This window comes from Allobosea sp. LC85, from assembly GCF_000735605.1.
Lineage (GTDB): Bacteria > Pseudomonadota > Alphaproteobacteria > Rhizobiales > Beijerinckiaceae > Allobosea.
Window position 1 is genome coordinate 1 of sequence record NZ_JPKG01000046.1, and the last position, 17171, is coordinate 17171.

General features: G+C 66.5%; 15 protein-coding genes. 6 read left to right on the forward strand and 9 right to left on the reverse strand.

All coding sequences use genetic code 11. From position 1 onward, the window contains the following. Positions 1-158 precede the first annotated feature (158 nt). The 4 genes from FG93_RS20620 to FG93_RS20635 form a co-directional block, all read right to left on the reverse strand. Entirely contained in the window at positions 159-1040 is an 882-nt protein-coding gene (locus FG93_RS20620; RefSeq protein WP_043237845.1) for a cytochrome c1, read from the reverse strand. Positions 1041-1046: 6 nt separating this feature from the next. Beyond that, a complete protein-coding gene (locus FG93_RS20625; RefSeq protein ID WP_043237847.1) occupies positions 1047-2330 on the reverse strand; it encodes a cytochrome b/b6 in 1284 nt (427 codons plus the stop codon). A gap of 56 nt (positions 2331-2386) precedes the next feature. After that, a complete protein-coding gene (gene petA, locus FG93_RS20630) occupies positions 2387-2932 on the reverse strand; it encodes a ubiquinol-cytochrome c reductase iron-sulfur subunit (protein WP_043237850.1) in 546 nt (181 codons plus the stop codon). 190 nt (positions 2933-3122) lie between these two features. Then, a complete protein-coding gene (locus FG93_RS20635; protein ID WP_043237853.1) occupies positions 3123-4988 on the reverse strand; it encodes an ABC transporter ATP-binding protein in 1866 nt (621 codons plus the stop codon). Positions 4989-5106: 118 nt separating this feature from the next. On the opposite strand from FG93_RS20635, the gene FG93_RS20640 reads away from it, so the two are divergent. Both FG93_RS20640 and hemF read left to right on the forward strand, forming a co-directional pair. Beyond that, positions 5107-5568: a tRNA (cytidine(34)-2'-O)-methyltransferase gene (locus tag FG93_RS20640; protein WP_043237854.1), complete on the forward strand. Its 462-nt coding sequence runs from the start codon at positions 5107-5109 to the stop codon at positions 5566-5568. Between the two features lie 64 nt (positions 5569-5632). Next, on the forward strand, positions 5633-6562 hold the full coding sequence (gene hemF / locus FG93_RS20645) for an oxygen-dependent coproporphyrinogen oxidase (RefSeq protein WP_043237856.1): 930 nt from the start codon (positions 5633-5635) through the stop codon (positions 6560-6562). A 6-nt stretch (positions 6563-6568) separates the two neighbouring features. Here the strand turns inward: hemF and FG93_RS20650 are convergent, their stop codons facing one another. Genes FG93_RS20650 through FG93_RS20665 form a run of 4 tightly spaced genes read right to left on the reverse strand, consistent with a single transcriptional unit; the run spans position 6569 to position 9310 of the window. Continuing rightward, a complete protein-coding gene (locus FG93_RS20650) occupies positions 6569-7810 on the reverse strand; it encodes a CCA tRNA nucleotidyltransferase (RefSeq protein WP_043237858.1) in 1242 nt (413 codons plus the stop codon). Next, complete coding sequence (locus FG93_RS20655; RefSeq protein WP_043237861.1) at positions 7807-8064, reverse strand: DUF6111 family protein; 258 nt, start codon at positions 8062-8064, stop codon at positions 7807-7809. Before FG93_RS20655 ends, FG93_RS20650 begins: the two co-directional genes overlap by 4 nt. Before the next feature lie 20 nt (positions 8065-8084). Continuing rightward, the gene (locus tag FG93_RS20660; protein ID WP_043237864.1) at positions 8085-8729 is read right to left on the reverse strand and encodes a CoA pyrophosphatase; all 645 of its coding nucleotides are present in this window, start codon (positions 8727-8729) and stop codon (positions 8085-8087) included. Further along, the gene (locus tag FG93_RS20665) at positions 8729-9310 is read right to left on the reverse strand and encodes a DUF1285 domain-containing protein (protein WP_043238208.1); all 582 of its coding nucleotides are present in this window, start codon (positions 9308-9310) and stop codon (positions 8729-8731) included. Before FG93_RS20665 ends, FG93_RS20660 begins: the two co-directional genes overlap by 1 nt. 206 nt (positions 9311-9516) lie before the next feature. Between FG93_RS20665 and FG93_RS20670 the strand changes: the two genes are divergently transcribed. Genes FG93_RS20670 through FG93_RS20685 form a run of 4 tightly spaced genes read left to right on the forward strand, consistent with a single transcriptional unit; the run spans position 9517 to position 16419 of the window. Then, positions 9517-10551 (forward strand): MoxR family ATPase, encoded by a 1035-nt coding sequence (locus FG93_RS20670; RefSeq protein ID WP_043238211.1) that lies wholly within the window; start codon positions 9517-9519, stop codon positions 10549-10551. An 11-nt stretch (positions 10552-10562) separates the two neighbouring features. Beyond that, positions 10563-11480: a DUF58 domain-containing protein gene (locus FG93_RS20675; RefSeq protein WP_043237867.1), complete on the forward strand. Its 918-nt coding sequence runs from the start codon at positions 10563-10565 to the stop codon at positions 11478-11480. Between the two features lie 16 nt (positions 11481-11496). Next, complete coding sequence (locus tag FG93_RS20680) at positions 11497-14316, forward strand: DUF4159 domain-containing protein (protein WP_152579554.1); 2820 nt, start codon at positions 11497-11499, stop codon at positions 14314-14316. 3 nt (positions 14317-14319) lie between these two features. Further along, positions 14320-16419 (forward strand): membrane protein, encoded by a 2100-nt coding sequence (locus FG93_RS20685; RefSeq protein ID WP_043237873.1) that lies wholly within the window; start codon positions 14320-14322, stop codon positions 16417-16419. Here FG93_RS20685 and FG93_RS20690 read toward each other — a convergent pair. Then, positions 16391-16903 (reverse strand): GNAT family N-acetyltransferase, encoded by a 513-nt coding sequence (locus FG93_RS20690; protein WP_043237876.1) that lies wholly within the window; start codon positions 16901-16903, stop codon positions 16391-16393. The two genes, FG93_RS20685 and FG93_RS20690, sit on opposite strands and share 29 nt — an antisense overlap. Positions 16904-17171 lie beyond the last annotated feature (268 nt).

Below are 17171 nucleotides of genomic sequence, written 5' to 3' on the forward strand. Positions count from 1 at the left end.
TCGCCATCGCGCTGCGCTTTGCAGATGCTTGTCGGCAATCAGCCAACGCGATCAGCCGCGGGCTCTATCATCCCGCGAGGAGAGCCTTTGCTTGACTCCTACCGCCCCAAAAGAGAAGGCCCGGCTTGCGCCGGGCCCTTTCCCATTCTCAGTGGTGGTCAGTGCGCGGTTGAGCCATCCGGCATGCGCGACCAGACCTTCTTCTTGGTGTAGTAGAGCAGACCGCCGAAGACGATGAGGAACAGCATCGCCTGCATGCCGATGCGCTTGCGCGCCTCGAGATGCGGCTCAGCCATCCAGACCATGAAGGCCGCGACGTCTTTGCCATACTGCGCCACGGTCTCCGGAACCGGCGACTTGCCGTCCGGTCCCTTCGGATACTCGACCTGCCCGTCCTGCAGCGGCTGCGGCATCGCGATGAGGTGGCCCGGCATATAGGTGTTGTAGCTCTGGCCCGGCAGCAGCGGCGGGAAGCCCTGCGGCGGTTCCTTGTACCCGGCCAGCAGCGCCGCGATATAGTCCGGCCCCTGCTCCTGATACTGGGTGAAGATGTCGAAGATGAAGCGCGGGAAACCGCGCTCATAGGTGCGCGCCTTGGCCAGGACCGACAGATCCGGCGGGAAGGCCCCGCCATTGGCGGCCCGCGCCGCCTGCTCATTCGGGAACGGCGACGGGAAACGGTCGGCCGGACGGCCGGGACGATCGAACATCTCGCCCTGGTCGTTCGGGCCATCCTTGATCTGGTAGGTCGCGGCCAGCGCAGTGACCTGCCCGGGCGTGAACTCCGGGCCACCGGGCTGCGACAGAGTCCGCATCGGGATCAGGCTCATCGCGTGGCAGCTGGCGCAGACCTCCTTGACGACCTTGAAGCCACGCTGAAGCTGGGCACGGTCGAACTTGCCGACCGGGCCGGAGAAGGACCAGCTCTGCTGCGGCGGGATCACACGGTCGCCGGCGGCCTGGACCGTCAGCGCACTGGCAGTGAGGGCAAGGCCGAAGCTGAGCCCCGCCAGGGCAAGGCGAAACGGGGTGGTGCTCATCTTTCGTCAGCCCTTGGCGTTCGGTTCGGAGGCGGTGGCGGCCGCAAGGCTCGCGCCCGAGCCACCCTTGATATTGGCCAGCACGGAGTCGGCGATCGAGTTCGGCAGCTTCGCCGGCTTCTCGAAGATGCCGACCAGCACAAGCGAGATGAAGTAGCCGAAATACAGCGCCGTGAAGATCCGCGAGTAGGTCACGAAGGGCTCTTCGGCAGGCATGGCGCCGAGATAGCCGAGCACGATGCAGACCACGAGGAACGCCCAGAACAGGACCCTGGCGACCGGCCGATAGCTCATCGACTTCACCTTGGAGGTGTCGAGCCAGGGCAGGAAAGCCAGCACCGCGATCGCCGCGAACATCGCCAGGACGCCGCCGAGCTTGTCGGGAATGGCGCGCAGGATCGCGTAGAACGGCAGGAAGTACCACTCAGGCACGATATGCGTCGGCGTCACCGCCGGGTTGGCCGGAATGTAGTTGTCGGCATGGCCCATGAAGTTCGGCTGATAGAACACGAAATAGGCGAACACGAAGATGAAGCAGACCATCCCGAAGATGTCTTTGATGGTCGCGTAGGGCGTGAACGGCACGGTGTCCTTCTGGACGTTCTTCACCTCGACGCCGGTCGGGTTGTTCTGTCCGACGACGTGCAGCGCCCAGATGTGCAGGATCACGACGCCGAAGATCATGAACGGCAGCAGGTAGTGCAGCGAGAAGAAGCGGTTCAGCGTCGGGTTGTCGACGGAGTAGCCGCCCCACAGGAAGGTCACGATCGTCTCGCCAACCACCGGCAGCGCCGAGAACAGGTTGGTGATGACGGTGGCGCCCCAGAAGGACATCTGCCCCCAGGGCAGCACGTAGCCCATGAAGGCCGTGGCCATCATCAGCAGGAAGATGACGACACCGAGAATCCAGAGCACCTCTCGCGGAGCCTTGTACGAACCGTAGTAGAGGCCGCGGAAGATGTGGACATAGACGGCGACGAAGAACATCGAGGCGCCGTTGGAGTGCAGGTAACGCAGCAGCCAGCCGAAATTCACGTCGCGCATGATGTGCTCGACGGAGTTGAAGGCCATGGTCGCGTGCGGCGTGTAGTGCATCGCCAGGATGACGCCCGTCACGATCTGCGCGACGAGCATGAACACCAGGATGCCACCGAAGGTCCAAAGGTAGTTCAGGTTCCGCGGGACCGGGTAGGAAACGGCCGAATCGTGCATGAGGCGAACGATCGGCAGACGGGCATCGAGCCAGCGTTCAAAGCCGGTCTTCGGAACGTAGGTGCTATGACCACTCATGACGAATGCCTCAAGGCTTTCTCGGTATCATTGGAAATCATGGAGAAGCGCATAGCTCAGCCGATTCGGATCTTCGTATCTGCGTTGAACGCATAGGGCGGGACCGGCAGGTTGAGCGGCGCGGGCCCCTTGCGGATGCGGCCGGACGAATCGTAGTGCGAACCGTGGCAGGGGCAGAACCAGCCATCGAAGTCGCCCTTCGGATCGCCGGGAGAATTGCCGAGCGGCACGCAGCCGAGATGGGTGCAATTGCCGTAAACGATGAGGAACTGCTCGTGGCCTTCCTTGACGCGGGCTTGGTCGGTCTGCGGATCGGGCAGCGTCGCGACATTGACTGCACGCGCCTCCTCGATCTCCTTCTTGGTGCGGTGACGCACGAAAATCAGCTTGCCGCGCCAGAACAGCTTGATGGCCTGGCCTTCCGCTATCGGACCGAGATCGACATCCATCGGCGCACCAGCAGCAACGGTCTGCGCGTCCGGAGCCAATTGGCTCACGAGCGGAACAACAACAGCACCGAGGCCGACGGCACCGGCAGCGCCGGTCGCCAGCATCAGAAAGTCGCGGCGGGTGGTTTGGGTCGTCTCGGTCGCGTGAGCCACGATCGAATCCTCTGCTCTTCGCCCAGCCTGGAACGGCTGTAAATTATCGTCTGACGCCCCTCATTAGGTGCGCCCCTTCGCAGCCGCAATGCGGCGGCACGTCGCCGCCGCGCTCTTTGGCATGCACTTTGGACGAAGTCTACTGTTCCGGGCGGCGACAATGTGCATCGCAGCCTGCCCTCAGCGGGACTCAGGCCGTGACCGTCTCCGGGTCGGCAACGGCAAGGAAACCGCCCGACTGGCGAGCCCAGAGCCGGGCATAGAGGCCGCCCCGCGCGACGAGTTCAGCATGGCTGCCCTGATCGACGATGCGACCCTTGTCGAGCACGATCAGCCGATCGAGCGCCGCAATCGTCGAGAGCCGGTGCGCGATCGCGATGACCGTCTTGCCCTGCATGAGGGCAGTGAGCTGCTCCTGGATCGTCGCCTCGACCTCTGAATCAAGTGCCGAGGTGGCTTCGTCCAGGATCAGAATCGGCGCATCCTTGAGCAGCACGCGAGCAATGGCGATGCGCTGACGCTGCCCGCCCGAGAGCTTGACGCCGCGCTCGCCGACCCGCGATTCGAACCCCTCGCGCCCGTCCTGGTCACTGAGGGCCGTGACGAAGTCATGCGCGGATGCCCGCCTGGCCGCCTCGATGATCTCGTCCGCGGTCGCGTCGATCCGGCCGTATCCGATATTGTCGCCGATCGAGCGATGCAGCAGCGAGTTATCCTGCGTCACCATGCCGATCTGCGCCCGCAATGAGTCCTGCGTGACGCGCGCAATATCCTGCCCATCGATCAGGATGCGGCCGGCCTCCAGCGGATAGAGCCGCAGGAGCAGATTGACGAGCGTCGACTTGCCAGCGCCCGACGGCCCGACGAGGCCGATCTTCTCGCCCGGGCGGATATCGAGGTTGAGCCCCTCGAACAGACCGCCCTGGCGACCATAGTTGAAGCGGACCTGCTCGAAGCGGATCGCCCCTTCGCCGACCGACAGGGGCCTGGCATCCGGCACATCGGTCAGGTCATGCGGCTTGGCGATCGTCTCCATGCTCTCCTGCACGGAGCCGATATTCTCGAACACGCCGCGCACGAGATGAATCAGCCAGCTCGACATCTGCACCAGCCGCAGCACGAGGCCGATTGCGGCCGCGACCGCTCCGGGCGACATGATGCCCTGGCTCCAGAGATGCAGCGAAATCCACGCCGTCGTCACGACCAGCAGGCTGTTCATGGTCTGCAGGATGACGCTGACACCGGTGATCAGCCGCGACAGGTGCAGGAAGGACGCGTTCCAGCGCGACAGCGAGTCGCGGACCGACGAGCGCTCGGCATCGGCGCGGGCGAAGAGCTTGACCGTCAGGATATTGGTATAGGCATCGACGATGCGTCCGGTCGTCGAGGAACGCCCCAGCGAGTTCGCCTCGGAACGCTTCTTCGCCCGCGGCACGAAATAGATCAGCAGCGCGACATAGGCCGAAAACCAGACGATGACCGGCAGCGCCAGCCAGAGGCTGGTCGAACCGAAGAAGCCGATCGCCACCGATGCGAAGATCAGCGCGTACCAGAGATCGTCGATGACCTCGATCGTGGCGCCGCGGATCGATTGCCCCGCCTGGATCACGCGCGCCGAAAGCCGCCCGGCGAAATCATTCTGGAAATAGGAAAGCGCATGTCCGAGCGTGTAGACGTGGTTGCGCCAGCGGATCTGATTGGTGATCTGCGGCACCACGACCTGGTCCACGATCGCATGATTGGCGAAATAGATCAGTGGGCGGACCACGACGAGCAGGAACGCCGCGCCGAGCAGCACCGTGCCGTGATCGCGCCAGATCGTTTCTGGCGACTGCGTCGCCAGCAGGTCCACGAACCAGCCGACCATCAGATACATCGCCGCCTCGATGCCGCTGAAGCCGAGGCCGGTGAGCATGATCAGGGCCATCCAGCCCTTCACGCCCTTGATGTGGTGCCACATGAATGGCCACACGCCCTTCGGCGGCGTCTGGCCCTCGTCAAAGGGCGCGAAGACGTCGATACGGCTTTCGAGGAAACGGAACAGGGAGGCGAACATGGCGTGCCGCCCTCCATGGACCGGCATGACGACGAAATCTTGGCGTCATATGGGGCAGCCTTCCGGTCGCGGCCAGAGGCTTGACGCATGTCATGCCGTGACCGCATGACAGCAGCGCATGTTGCGCCTCGCCCTCTACCAGCCGGACATCCCGCAGAATTCGGGCACGATGATTCGCATGGCTGCCTGCCTCGGCATCGCGGTCGACATCATCGAACCTGCGGCCTTCGACGTCTCCGACCGCCATTTCCGGCGTTCGGGCATGGATTACCTCGAACGGGCCGCGATCACCCGGCATGATTCGTTCAAGGCTTTCGACGCATGGCGGCTTGCCGGCGGCCACCGACTGATCCTGGCCGAGACGGATGGGGCCACGGCCCATACGGATTTTACCTTCGCTCCCGGCGATATCGTGCTCCTCGGCCGCGAATCGGCGGGCGTCCCCGCCGAGCTCTATTCGGCTGCCGACAACAGTGTCCACGTGCCGATGCGCGCGGGCTTGCGTTCGCTCAATGTCGCAATTGCCGCAGCGGTGATTATGGGAGAGGCCTTGCGGCAGCTGGTTGCTTATCCGAGATAGGCGCGAAATCCCTGGTCACCGCGGATGAAGGCAGTTCGCGGCGAGAGGGAACGGAAATGGACCGATGACCACCCGACCGACTGCCCCGGCCCCCACGACGTCCCACCTCGCCCTTGCGGAGGCCATGAAGCCGCGCGCGGCAACCTGGTTCGAAGCCCTGCGCGACCGGATTTGCTCTGCCTTCGAGGCGCTGGAGGATGATGCCACCGGCCCCTTCCCTCCCGAGACAAACACTCCCGGCCGCTTCGAGCGGACGCCCTGGCAGCGTCGCAACCATGATGGCACCGAAGGCGGAGGCGGCGTCATGTCGATGATGCAAGGCCGTGTCTTCGAGAAGGTCGGCGTCCATGTCTCCAGCGTCTACGGCACCTTTCAGCCCGAGTTTGCAGGGCAGATCCCGGGCGCAGCCGAAGATCCGCGCTTCCATGCCACGGGCATCTCGCTGATCGCCCATCCCTGGAACCCGCATGCACCGACAGTGCACATGAACACCCGCTTCGTGGTGACGACGAAGCCGTGGTTCGGTGGCGGAGCCGACCTGACCCCTGTGCTGGACAACCGGCGCACGCAAGATGACCCCGACGCCGTCGCCTTCCACGCCGCGATGCGCACGCCCTGCGAGAGCTTCGCCCCTGTCGCCGACTATCCCCGCTTCAAGCAATGGTGCGACGAGTACTTCTTCCTGAAGCACCGTGGCGAGCCGCGTGGCATCGGCGGCATCTTCTTCGATTATGTCTGGTCCGGCGATCCTGAGATCGATCTCGCCTTCACCCAGGCTGTCGGCAACGCCTTCCTCGACATCTATCCGCAGATCATGCGCGCCAATATGGGCAAGCCCTGGACCGAGGCTGAGCGTTACGAACAGCAGGTCCGGCGTGGTCGCTATGTCGAGTTCAACCTGCTCCATGACCGCGGCACGATCTTCGGCCTCAAGACCGGCGGCAATGTCGCCTCGATCCTCTCCTCGCTGCCGCCGACCGTGCGCTGGCCCTGACGGATCTCAGCGAGCGCGTTGAGCGACCGCGCTCTCGACAAAGGCAAGCTGCTGCGCCCGCTCGCCAGGGCACCCCGCTTCGATCCAGTCGCGCCGTGCCTGGTCGAGCACGCGCCCGACATCCGGCCCGGCGGCAACTCCCCGTTTGAGCACATCACGGCCACTCGGCTGAAAGGGCGGCGTTCGCCCCAGTTCCGCAATCGCAGCCTGCACGTCGGTGTGCCCACCATGACTGTCGTTGGCCGTGAGCAGAACGAGCCCGCCGGCGACCGCATCAGGCCCGACGCGATGCGCCAGGTGCCGCAGCATGGCGATCGAAGAATCCGTCGAGCGCCCCGAGAGCCCCTCAAGCGCCAGCGCCATGCGCTCGATCCGGTCGAATTGCTCGTTCGATAGCCGCAACCCTTCCCTCAGGCGCAGCGCATCCTCGCGCACGACAACCGCCAGTGCCGCGAGCCGAAAGGCCGGATAGACTGTCCCCGCGGACTCGCCCGCCGCAATCGCCGCGAAGCGCGAAAGCCGGGGCACGCCGCCGATTACCGGCACAAGAAGCCCCGCCCCCATCATCGCCGACAGCGCATCGACCGCGCGCGGCGCGACGAGCAGTTTCAGCAGCTCCGCTCGCACCCGCTCACGCGAAAGCCCGCCGAGCCCGGCTCGGCCAGCCGTACAGGCGGCCAGCCCGGTCTCGTCCAGAGCCCCCTCGCCATAGCGGGCGTGAAAACGGAAGAAGCGAAGGATGCGCAGGTAGTCTTCGCGGATGCGCAGGCCTGCATCGCCGATGAAACGGATGCGCCGCACAGCGAGATCGGCAAGCCCGCCGCAATAATCATGAACGGTTCCGTCCCGCCCGAGCCCGAGGGCGTTGACCGTGAAATCGCGCCTGATCGCGTCCTCGGCGAAATCGCGCCCGAAAACCACCTTCGCGCGGCGACCATCGGTCTCGACATCGCGGCGCAGCGTCGTGATTTCGAAGGGAATGCCATGGGCGACGACTGTCACCGTGCCGTGCTCGATTCCCGTCGGGACCGATTTGAAGCCCGCCGCCGTTGCGCGCCGGATCGTCTCATCCGGGAACGCGGTCGTCGCCAGATCGACATCGCCGACCGGCTCCCCCAGCAGCAGGTCACGTACGGCACCGCCGATGACGCGCGTCTCCTCGCCGCCGCCATTGAACGCAGCGAGCACGTCCCCCACTGCAGGCCGCTGAAGAAAGCTCTCGATCCGAGCCCGCTCCGCTTCGTTCATCTGAATTGGCCAGGTACGAGCTGCCCGTTCTCCATGTGAGGCGGCACGTAAACCCCCAGACTGCGCGGAGCGATCCAGCCGGTATAGGCTACGAAGCCGATCGAGATCACGAGACCCACGACCGACAGCCAGAACACGTGCCCGTCCCAGTGCTCGACGTCGAACGGGTTGCGCCGCCTGACGATCAGATAGCTCGCAAAGATACAAAAGGGCAGGACGAAGAGCAGAATCTCTTCGATCACCGTACGCAGCATGGGCGCGCCATCCAATCAGACTAGCCGGAGAGACGCTCGTAAAGGTTACGGATCATGCCGGCGGTTGCACCCCAGATATAATGATCTCCGAAGGGCATCGCATAGTAGGTACGATACCGCCCTTTCCATTCCCGCCCTTCGCGGCGATGATTGGCTGGATCCATCAGGAAGGCGAGCGGCGTTTCGAAGGCCTCGTCGACCTCGTGCGGATTGATCGTCAGCGCGAATGGCGGCTCGACCAGCCCCACGACAGGCACGACCCTGTAGCCGGTGCCGGTGAGATAGGCGTCGAGGAAGCCGACGACACGGACACGTTCGCGGGCGAGACCGATCTCCTCCTCCGTCTCGCGCAGCGCCGTGACCACGGGCGAGCCGTCGACGGCATCGACGCGTCCGCCGGGAAAGGCAACCTGTGCGGAATGACTGCGCAATGCCGCTGCGCGCTGCGTCAGCAATACGGTCGGCCCGTCCTCGCGCAGCACGATCGGGATCAACACGGCCGCCTCGATCGCCGCCGCCTCGTCCGGTGGCTCGATCGCTTCCGGCTGGAGATCATGATCGCCGCGCGGCCGGCTGATCAGGTCGCCGAGATCCGGCGGTTCGTGGCGCAGCCGCGCCTCGGCAAGGGCGACGAGCTCTGCCGCCGTCAGCTTCAGAGCCTGCATCAGAGTCCTTCGATCTCGCTGGCCGGCACGGCCGGATAGAATGCCCCGGCAACCGCCAGCCCGAACATGCTGACGCCATCGACCGGGCGGATCTCGCCAAGGGCCAGAAGGTCATAGGTCAGCGCCCGCGTCACCCTGGCCCAGAGATCCCGGCGGATATGGACATAGGGTTTGAGCCCGTCATTCGCATCCCGCACGAAGCGGATCGCATGCTCCGGGCTCACGCTCACGATATCGTCAACCAGCGTCCGGAACGCGATGGCGCGCTCGTCGCCTGTCCCCTCGACTGTCATCTCGACGGCCTGGAACGGCGCGTCATCGACCTTGATCCCGACCTTTTCGACCGGTGTCACCAGAAAATAATCGCCGCCGTCGCGGCGCAGGACCGAGGAGAAAAGCTTGACCAGCGCCGGCCTGCCGATGGGGGTTCCGAGGTAAAACCACGTGCCGTCCTCAGTAATCCGCATGTCAATATCACCGCAATAGGGCGGGTTCCAACGCTCGACGGGCGGCAAGGCTCGCGCGCGGCCGTCCTTCAGTGCGACCAGCAGCCGCTCCATCGCCTGCGTTGAATGGTTCATCGAAATACCCGAAATCGCCGCCCGCGGCATATTGGTTGCATGACCCGTTTCGCCTTGAACTCTACATAATCGTGAAGCCGAGTTCTGTGCACCAGAGCCTGCAGCCCCTTGAGCCGGTTGGATAGCCCGTCCACAGTCATCGGTTCGGGAAGCTTGCGGGGCGTGAGGCGGCGCAAGGTGCGACGACGAGGGTGAAGGAGACCGACATGGTGGCGCAAGTCCGTGCGACGGATGGCAAGAGCGAGGCCGGCCAACCCGTCAATCTCGATACCGGGATCGTCGAGGCAGCTGAGGCTGCGCTCGGCGCCATCGGTGCCGCCCGCCGCGAGATCGGCCAGGTCATCTTCGGGCAGCAGGAGGTGGTGGACCTCTCGCTGATCACCTTGCTCGCCGGTGGCCACGGTCTGCTCGTCGGCGTGCCCGGCCTCGCCAAGACCAAGCTGGTCGAGGCGATGGGAACGGTCCTCGGCCTGAGCGCGAGACGCGTGCAATTCACCCCGGACCTGATGCCTTCGGACATTCTCGGTTCCGAAGTGCTCGACGAGAGCGCCGACGGCAAGCGCCATTTCCGGTTCATCAAGGGGCCGGTCTTCGCCCAGCTGCTGATGGCCGACGAGATCAACCGCGCCAGCCCGCGCACGCAGTCGGCGCTGCTGCAGGCGATGCAGGAACACCACGTCACCGTCGCCGGTGAACGCTACGACCTGCCCGCGCCCTTTCATGTGCTGGCAACCCAGAACCCGATCGAGCAGGAAGGCACTTATCCGCTGCCGGAAGCCCAGCTCGACCGCTTCCTGCTCGAGATCGACGTCGGCTATCCCGACCGCGAGGCCGAGCGGCGGATCTTGCTCGAGACCACCGGTGCCACCGAGCACAAACCGATTCAGGCAATGACGGCAGAAACGCTGATGTCGACACAGCGCCTCGTCCGCCGCCTGCCGGTCGGCGAGAACGTGGTCGACGCCATTCTCGATCTCGTGCGCTCGGCTCGCCCCGGCGACGGCGACCCGGCGCTGACCAGCAAGCTGGCCTGGGGCCCCGGTCCGCGTGCCAGCCAGGCCCTGACGCTTGCCGCCCGTGCCCGCGCGCTCGTCGAAGGCCGGCTCGCACCGTCCGTGGATGACGTCATTGCGCTCGCCGCCCCCGTGCTCAAGCACCGTATCGCGCTCACCTTCGCCGCACGCGCCGATGGCGAGACGGTCGAGAGCGTCATCGCAAGGCTCGTGGAGCGATTGGGATAGGGACTTCAGTGATGCTGCGCACGCGCGTCCTCGGCCCATCCGAACGCCGGCCGGCCCCGCCGGTTCTGAAGGCTTCGCTCGATCTCGCGGCACGCCTGCCGCGCCTGATCCTCGAGGCCCGGCGCGTCTCGGCGAGCGTGCACGGCATTCATGGCCGCAGGCGCGCCGGGCCCGGCGAGACCTTCTGGCAGTACCGCCCTCTGGTGACCGGCGAGGCCGCCTCACGCATCGACTGGCGCCGCTCGGCCCGCGACGGCCATCTCTTCGTCCGGGAGCGCGAGTGGGAGGCCTCGCATGCAATCTGGCTCTGGATCGACCGCTCGGCCTCGATGGGCTTTTCCTCGTCGCTCGCCATGGCCTCCAAGGTCGACCGCGCGCTTGTTGCGGGCTTCGCCCTGGCCGAGACCCTGGTCGAGGGCGGCGAGCGTGTCGGGCATCTTGGCCTGACGCGGGCGCTCGCCTCGCGACGCATCGTCGAGACCTTGGCGCAGGCCATCATGATCGACCGCAAGGGCGAGGCTGCCGATCTGCCGCCGGATGCGCCTCTGCCACGCCTGGCTGACGCCATCATCATCACCGACGGGCTTTCGCCGGCGCAGTCGCTCGGCAAACGTATCGCCACCATGGCGAGCAGCGGCGCGCGCGGCCATATTCTTCTAATCGCCGATCCGATCGAAGAGACATTTCCCTTCAGCGGCCAGGCCGAGCTTTTCGATCTCGAAGACGGTCTCACTCTGCGCGTCGGCGATGCCGGAGCCTGGGGAGAGGAATATCACCGGCGCCTCGAAGCCCATCGAGAGACCATTCGGGAGGCCTGCCGCAAGGCCGGCTGGACGCTGACCCTGCACCGCACGGACCGGCCCGCCAGCGAAGGCGTACTCCGGATTGCGAGCCTGATCGCCGCTTCGCGCGGCGGCCGGGGCCGCTAGGAGGGCGCCAACGATGCTGACGCAACTGCCCATCGCCTTCTCTGCCCCCCTCGCGCTGACCGCGCTTGCACTGCTGCCGGCGCTTTGGCTGATCCTGCGAGTGACGCCGCCGCGTCCGCGCCGCATCGATTTTCCGCCCCTCAAGATCATGGCCGACTTGATCGCCAAGCGCGAAATGCCGGCGCATACGCCCTGGTGGCTGCTTGCCTTGCGGATGGCCGTCGCGGCGCTCGCCATCATCGCCGTTGCCGGCCCGGTCTGGAACCCACCGGTGGCGACAGCGCCAACGCGCGGGCCAGTGCTGCTCCTGATCGACAACGGCTTCGGCGCCGCGACCGACTGGTCCGAGCGTGTGGCGCTGGCGGAGTCGCGGGTCAATGCTGCGGCCCGCGAGGGACGCCCGGTCGCCATCATCGGCCTCGCGGAAACGCCGGGTGAGGTCACACTGTCGGAGCCGCGCGCGGCGCTCGACAAGCTGCGCGCATTGGCACTGCAGCCGCATGCGCCCGACCGCACCACCCAATTGCCACGGATCGAGGCCTTTCTGCGTGCCACGCCTGACGCCGAAATCGTCTGGGTCTCCGACGGGCTCAGCCTGAGCGACGAGGGCGCCTTCCTGGCGCGCCTGAAACAGGAAGCCGATGCACGCCGACTTTCCATCCACGCCACCCCCGCCGATCAGCTCGCACTGACAGCCGCGGAGAACCTCTCCGGCGCCCTGACGGTCAAGGTGCTCCGGCCGTCGACCAGCGCTCCGGCAAGCGGCCAGGTTCGCGCCCTCGATCTGAAGGGCCTGCCGCTGGGGGATGCTCCGTTCGCCTTTGGCCCGACGGAAACGCAGACCGTGGCCCGCCTGACCTTGCCGATCGAAGTGCGCAACGCCGTTTCGCGGCTCGAGGTCGTGGGCGAACAGAGCGCGGGCGCAGTGGCTCTGCTCGACGACCGCGCCAAGCGTCGCCGTGTCGGGATCGTTTCCGGCGCGACCACCGATACCGCGCAGCCCTTGCTGTCTCCCACCTATTATGTCTCGCGCGCCCTCTCACCCTTCGCCGAGATCCGCGAGCCGCGCCCTGGTTCGAACGACCCCGTCGGCGAGTTGCTGGCACAGAATCTCTCGGTCCTCGTTCTCGCGGATATCGGCGCGCTCGACCCTGAGACGGCGACGAAGATCACCAGTTTCGTCGAGCGGGGCGGTGTTCTGCTGCGCTTTGCCGGCGCGCGCCTCGCCACGGCCTCCGACGAGCTGACACCCGTTCGCCTGCGTCGCGGCGGGCGTACACTCGGCGGCGGCCTCTCCTGGGACACCCCGCGCAAGCTCGCCCCCTTCACCCGGGAAAGTCCGTTCTTCGGCACGCAGATCAGCGACGACGTCCGCGTCAATCGCCAGATCCTGGCGGAGCCCGATGCCGATCTTGCGCGCAAGACCTGGGCTGCGCTCGAAGACGGCACGCCTGTGGTCACTGGCGCGCGACGCGGCGATGGCGTGATCGCCATGATGCATGTCACCGCCGACACCACGTGGTCGAACCTGCCGCTTTCCGGCCTCTTCGTCGAGATGCTGCGCAAGGTGGTTGCGCTCGCCGGAACCGGCCCGGCCGAGGCCCAGGCCGAGGATGCCAAGGTCGAGACGCTCTCGCCAACCCGCGTGCTGGACGGGAAAGGCTCCTTCCGTGCACCACCTGCGACAGCTCAGCCGGTACCGCGGACCTTCACCGGGCGCGCCACCCTTGCCCACCCCCCCGGAATCTATGGCCCGGCCGACGGCGCGCTCGCGGTCAATGCACTCGCTTCGACCGACATGCTGCACGCGCTGGATCTCGCCTCGCTCGGCGCGCCGATCCTGCCGATCGACAAGCCGGTCGCACAAGACATCCGGCCGCAGCTCCTGGTCATCGCGCTGCTGCTGCTGATCCTCGACACGCTGGCGACACTCTGGCTCGGCGGTCGCCTGCGCATGGCACGTGCCAGCAAGGCTGCTGCCGCGGCGCTCCTGCTGGGGCTGGGGCTGGGGCTGGCTCTCACCCTTTCGGCCGTTCCGACCCTGGCCCAACCCGTCCCGGCGGCGCCGGAGGACACCCGACCGCCGATCCCGCGCGAGCTTTTCGCGGCCGGCGCCGTCACGCGCCTCGCTTATGTCCTGACCGGTGACAAGGCGGTCGATGACATGTCGAAGGCAGGGCTTGCCGGCCTCAACACCGTGCTCGGCGCGCGCACGGCGCTCGAACCCGGCGAAGCGGTAGGCCTGAACCCAGCCCGCGACGAGCTCGCCTTTTTCCCGATCCTCTACTGGCCGGTTGTGGCCGGGCGCCCGATTCCGGCGCCCGAAACCCTGCGCAAGCTCGAAGCCTACATGAAGGGCGGCGGGCTCGTGATCTTCGATACGCGCGACGCCATGAGCGCTCGACCCGACGGCGGCAGCACGCCCGAGGGCGATCAGCTCAAGCGGATGCTCCAGACGCTCGACATCCCGGAACTCGAGCCGATCCCGCGCGACCACGTGCTGACCAAGACCTTCTACATCCTCGACGGTTTCGTCGGCCGTTACGACACCGGCACGACCTGGGTCGAAATCCTGCCGCCCGCCGGCGAGGACGGGCGTCGGCCGGCACGGGCCGGCGACAGTGTCTCGCCGATCGTCATCACCTCCAACGACCTTGCCTCGGCCTGGGCCATAAATCGCCGCGGCGAAGGCCTGGTGCCGATGTCCAGTTCCGATCCCCGCCAGCGCGAAATGGCGCTCCGCGCCGGCGTCAATCTCGTGATGTACGCGCTCACCGGCAACTACAAGGCCGACCAGGTCCACGTGCCGGCCCTGCTCGAGCGTCTGGGGCAATAGACCATGTGGAGTCTCTCTTTCGCCCCGCTCGTGCCTCTGCCACTGCTGATCGGCCTCGCGTTGCTGGCTGCTGTCGCGGCCGGCGCCGCGCTCGTTCTCGCCGGCCGCAGCGCCATCCTCCGCGCGCTCGCACTGATCGTGCTGACGCTCGCTCTGGCCGACCCCTCGCTCGTTTTCGAGGACCGCGAGCCGGTCAAGGATGTCGTCTCGGTGGTGGTCGATCGCTCCGGCTCGAACCGCCTCGCCGACCGAACCGTGCAGACTGAAGCCGCCCTGGCGGACGTCGAGCGGCAATTGCGCGGCGTGCCTGGCGTCGAGCCGCGCATCGTCGACGTCACCGATATGCAGGGCTCAGGCGACGGGACCCGTCTCTTCGAGGCGATGGCCGCGAGCATCGCGGATGTGCCCTCGGAGCGCGTCGCCGGCGCCATCGTCATCACCGACGGCCTCGCCCATGATGCCCCTCCCAATGCCGAAACCTTGGGTCTCAAGGCGCCGCTGCACGTTCTCACGACCGGCCGCAACGCCGAGATCGACCGCCGTATCGTACTTGTCGATTCGCCGCGCTTCGGCATCGTCGGCAAGGACCAGGTCATTCGCCTGCGCGTCCTGGACAAGGGTGGTCCCGGCCGCGCTGGGCTGACGATCCGCCGCGACGGCGAGATCGTCGCTCGCCGCGAGGTCACCGCGGGTCAGATCGTGCAGGTGCCGGTTCGGATCGACCGCGGCGGGCCCAATGTCGTCGAGATCGAGGCGGCGCCGCTCGAAAACGAGCTCACGCTTGCCAATAATCGCGCCGTCATCACCATCGAGGGCGTGCGCGACAAGCTGCGCGTCCTGCTGGTCTCCGGCGAGCCGCATCCCGGAGAACGGACCTGGCGCAACCTGCTCAAGGCCGACGCCAATGTCGACCTTGTCCATTTCACCATCCTGCGTCCGCCGGAAAAGCAGGACGGCACGCCGATCAACGAGCTTTCGCTGATCGCCTTCCCGACACGCGAGCTTTTCCAGGTCAAGATCAAGGAATTCGACCTGATCATCTTCGACCGCTACGCCAACCAGTCGATTCTGCCGCTGCTCTACTTCGACAACATCGTCCGCTATGTGCGTGAGGGTGGCGCCCTGCTGGTCGCGGCTGGTCCGGAATATTCCGGCTCGCAGTCGCTTGCACGCACACCGCTCGGCCAGATCCTGCCGGCCCTGCCCGATGGCAGCGTCATCGACGAGGCCTATCGCGCCCGTGTCAGCGACCCCGGCCGCCGCCACCCGGTCACCCGCGATCTGCCCGGTTCTGAGGTCGAGCCGCCGCGCTGGGGCGAATGGTTGCGCATGGTCGGTGCGCGCGCCCGCACGGGCTCGACCATCATGACCGGCCCGGGCGACAGACCGTTGCTCATGCTCAGCCGCGAGCAGAAGGGCCGCGTTGCACTTTTCCTCTCCGATCATGCCTGGCTCTGGGCGCGCGGCTTCCGCGATGGCGGACCGCATCTCGACCTGCTGCGCCGCCTCGGCCACTGGCTGATGAAGGAACCCGAACTCGAGGAAGAGGCGCTTCGCGCAACCGCACGCGGCCGCACCATCGAGATCGAGCGCCAGACGCTGGGCGAGGCCCCCTCCCCAATCGTCGTCACCGACCCCAACGGCACGTCGCGCACGGTTCAGCTGGAAGCCGGACGGCCCGGCATCTTCAGCGCCCGCATCCCGACCACCGAATTCGGCCTGCATCGCATCTCGGCGGATAATCTGACAGCCTTTGCCAGCGTCGGCCCGGAGAACCCGCGCGAACTCATGGAGGTCGTCAGCGACCCGGCGAAGCTTCAGCAGCTTGCCGAAGCGACGGGCGGCTCCTCCCGCCGGATCGGCCAGGACAGCGGCTCGGGCGTGACCGTGCCGCGCATCGTTCCGGTCCGTTCCGGCAGCCAGTTCGCTGGTGCGGACTGGATCGGCCTGCGCATCAGCGATTCCGGCATCGTGCGGGGCGTCTCGATCTCGCCGGTCTTCATCGGACTGATCGGCCTCGCCCTGCTATTTGGTGCGCTGGTGGCCGGCTGGCTCGGCGAGACCGGCCGGCGCTTCAGGCGGAGCCCGGACGCAACACCATGACCGCCCCGCTGCGCTTGGCCAGAACGCCCTCGACCAGTTCGAGAGCGAGGAAGCGCGCGGGATTCGCCGGCCCAGGCAAGGTCAGCTGCCCGGGCGGGATCGGCTTGAAACCGAAGCGGGCGTAATAGGGCGCATCCCCGACCAGCATGATGAGGTCGTGCCCGGCCGCCCGCGAGGCTTCGATCGAAGCGTTCATCAGTGCAGCGCCGATACCACGCCCCTCGAAGGCGGGATCAACGGTGAGCGGCCCAAGCATCAGCGCCGGCTGCCCACCTGCCGAGACGCGGGTCACGCGCACCGAACCGACCAGGAAGGTCCCGACATGCGAAGCGAAGGATAGCGCCGGGTCCTGCGGCACGCCCTCGCGCAGGCGAAAAGCCGTGCGGGCAAAACGGCCGGGACCGAAGGCGCGCTCATGCAGACGCTCGATGGCGGCATGATCGGCGGGGAGCTCGTGGCGAATGGTCAGGGGAAGCGAAGTCATGGCGTCGGCAAACCTGCGAACGGACAGGGGGGCAAGAAGCTCAGGCGCCGTGAGGCAGCCGAGCGGAAGGGCGCGCTCAGCGCGCCGGTCGTCGCAGGATGGAGTGATCTTGCCGGTCAGCCATGAATCGCCTGTAGCAGAGGCACGGGCGGGCGTCCATGTCAGAAATGGCTGCGTGTTTTCCGTCTCACGTCGCGAGTGAAGATGGCAGCGCGAAGCGCTGACGGATGAGAGGACTAGCGACGCTGTTTGCGTTGAGATCATGATC

What these genes read in the sequence shown, in the direction of transcription:
- FG93_RS20690 (WP_043237876.1), bottom strand. Translation starts at nt 16,903, where the DNA reads ATGACTTCGCTTCCCCTGACCATTCGCCACGAGCTCCCCGCCGATCAT.
- FG93_RS20640 (WP_043237854.1), top strand. Translation starts at nt 5,107, where the DNA reads ATGTTGCGCCTCGCCCTCTACCAGCCGGACATCCCGCAGAATTCGGGC.
- FG93_RS20620 (WP_043237845.1), bottom strand. Translation starts at nt 1,040, where the DNA reads ATGAGCACCACCCCGTTTCGCCTTGCCCTGGCGGGGCTCAGCTTCGGC.
- FG93_RS20635 (WP_043237853.1), bottom strand. Translation starts at nt 4,988, where the DNA reads ATGTTCGCCTCCCTGTTCCGTTTCCTCGAAAGCCGTATCGACGTCTTC.
- FG93_RS20655 (WP_043237861.1), bottom strand. Translation starts at nt 8,064, where the DNA reads ATGCTGCGTACGGTGATCGAAGAGATTCTGCTCTTCGTCCTGCCCTTT.
- FG93_RS20650 (WP_043237858.1), bottom strand. Translation starts at nt 7,810, where the DNA reads ATGAACGAAGCGGAGCGGGCTCGGATCGAGAGCTTTCTTCAGCGGCCT.
- FG93_RS20670 (WP_043238211.1), top strand. Translation starts at nt 9,517, where the DNA reads ATGGTGGCGCAAGTCCGTGCGACGGATGGCAAGAGCGAGGCCGGCCAA.
- FG93_RS20665 (WP_043238208.1), bottom strand. Translation starts at nt 9,310, where the DNA reads ATGAACCATTCAACGCAGGCGATGGAGCGGCTGCTGGTCGCACTGAAG.
- FG93_RS20660 (WP_043237864.1), bottom strand. Translation starts at nt 8,729, where the DNA reads ATGCAGGCTCTGAAGCTGACGGCGGCAGAGCTCGTCGCCCTTGCCGAG.
- FG93_RS20625 (WP_043237847.1), bottom strand. Translation starts at nt 2,330, where the DNA reads ATGAGTGGTCATAGCACCTACGTTCCGAAGACCGGCTTTGAACGCTGG.
- hemF (WP_043237856.1), top strand. Translation starts at nt 5,633, where the DNA reads ATGACCACCCGACCGACTGCCCCGGCCCCCACGACGTCCCACCTCGCC.
- FG93_RS20685 (WP_043237873.1), top strand. Translation starts at nt 14,320, where the DNA reads ATGTGGAGTCTCTCTTTCGCCCCGCTCGTGCCTCTGCCACTGCTGATC.
- FG93_RS20675 (WP_043237867.1), top strand. Translation starts at nt 10,563, where the DNA reads ATGCTGCGCACGCGCGTCCTCGGCCCATCCGAACGCCGGCCGGCCCCG.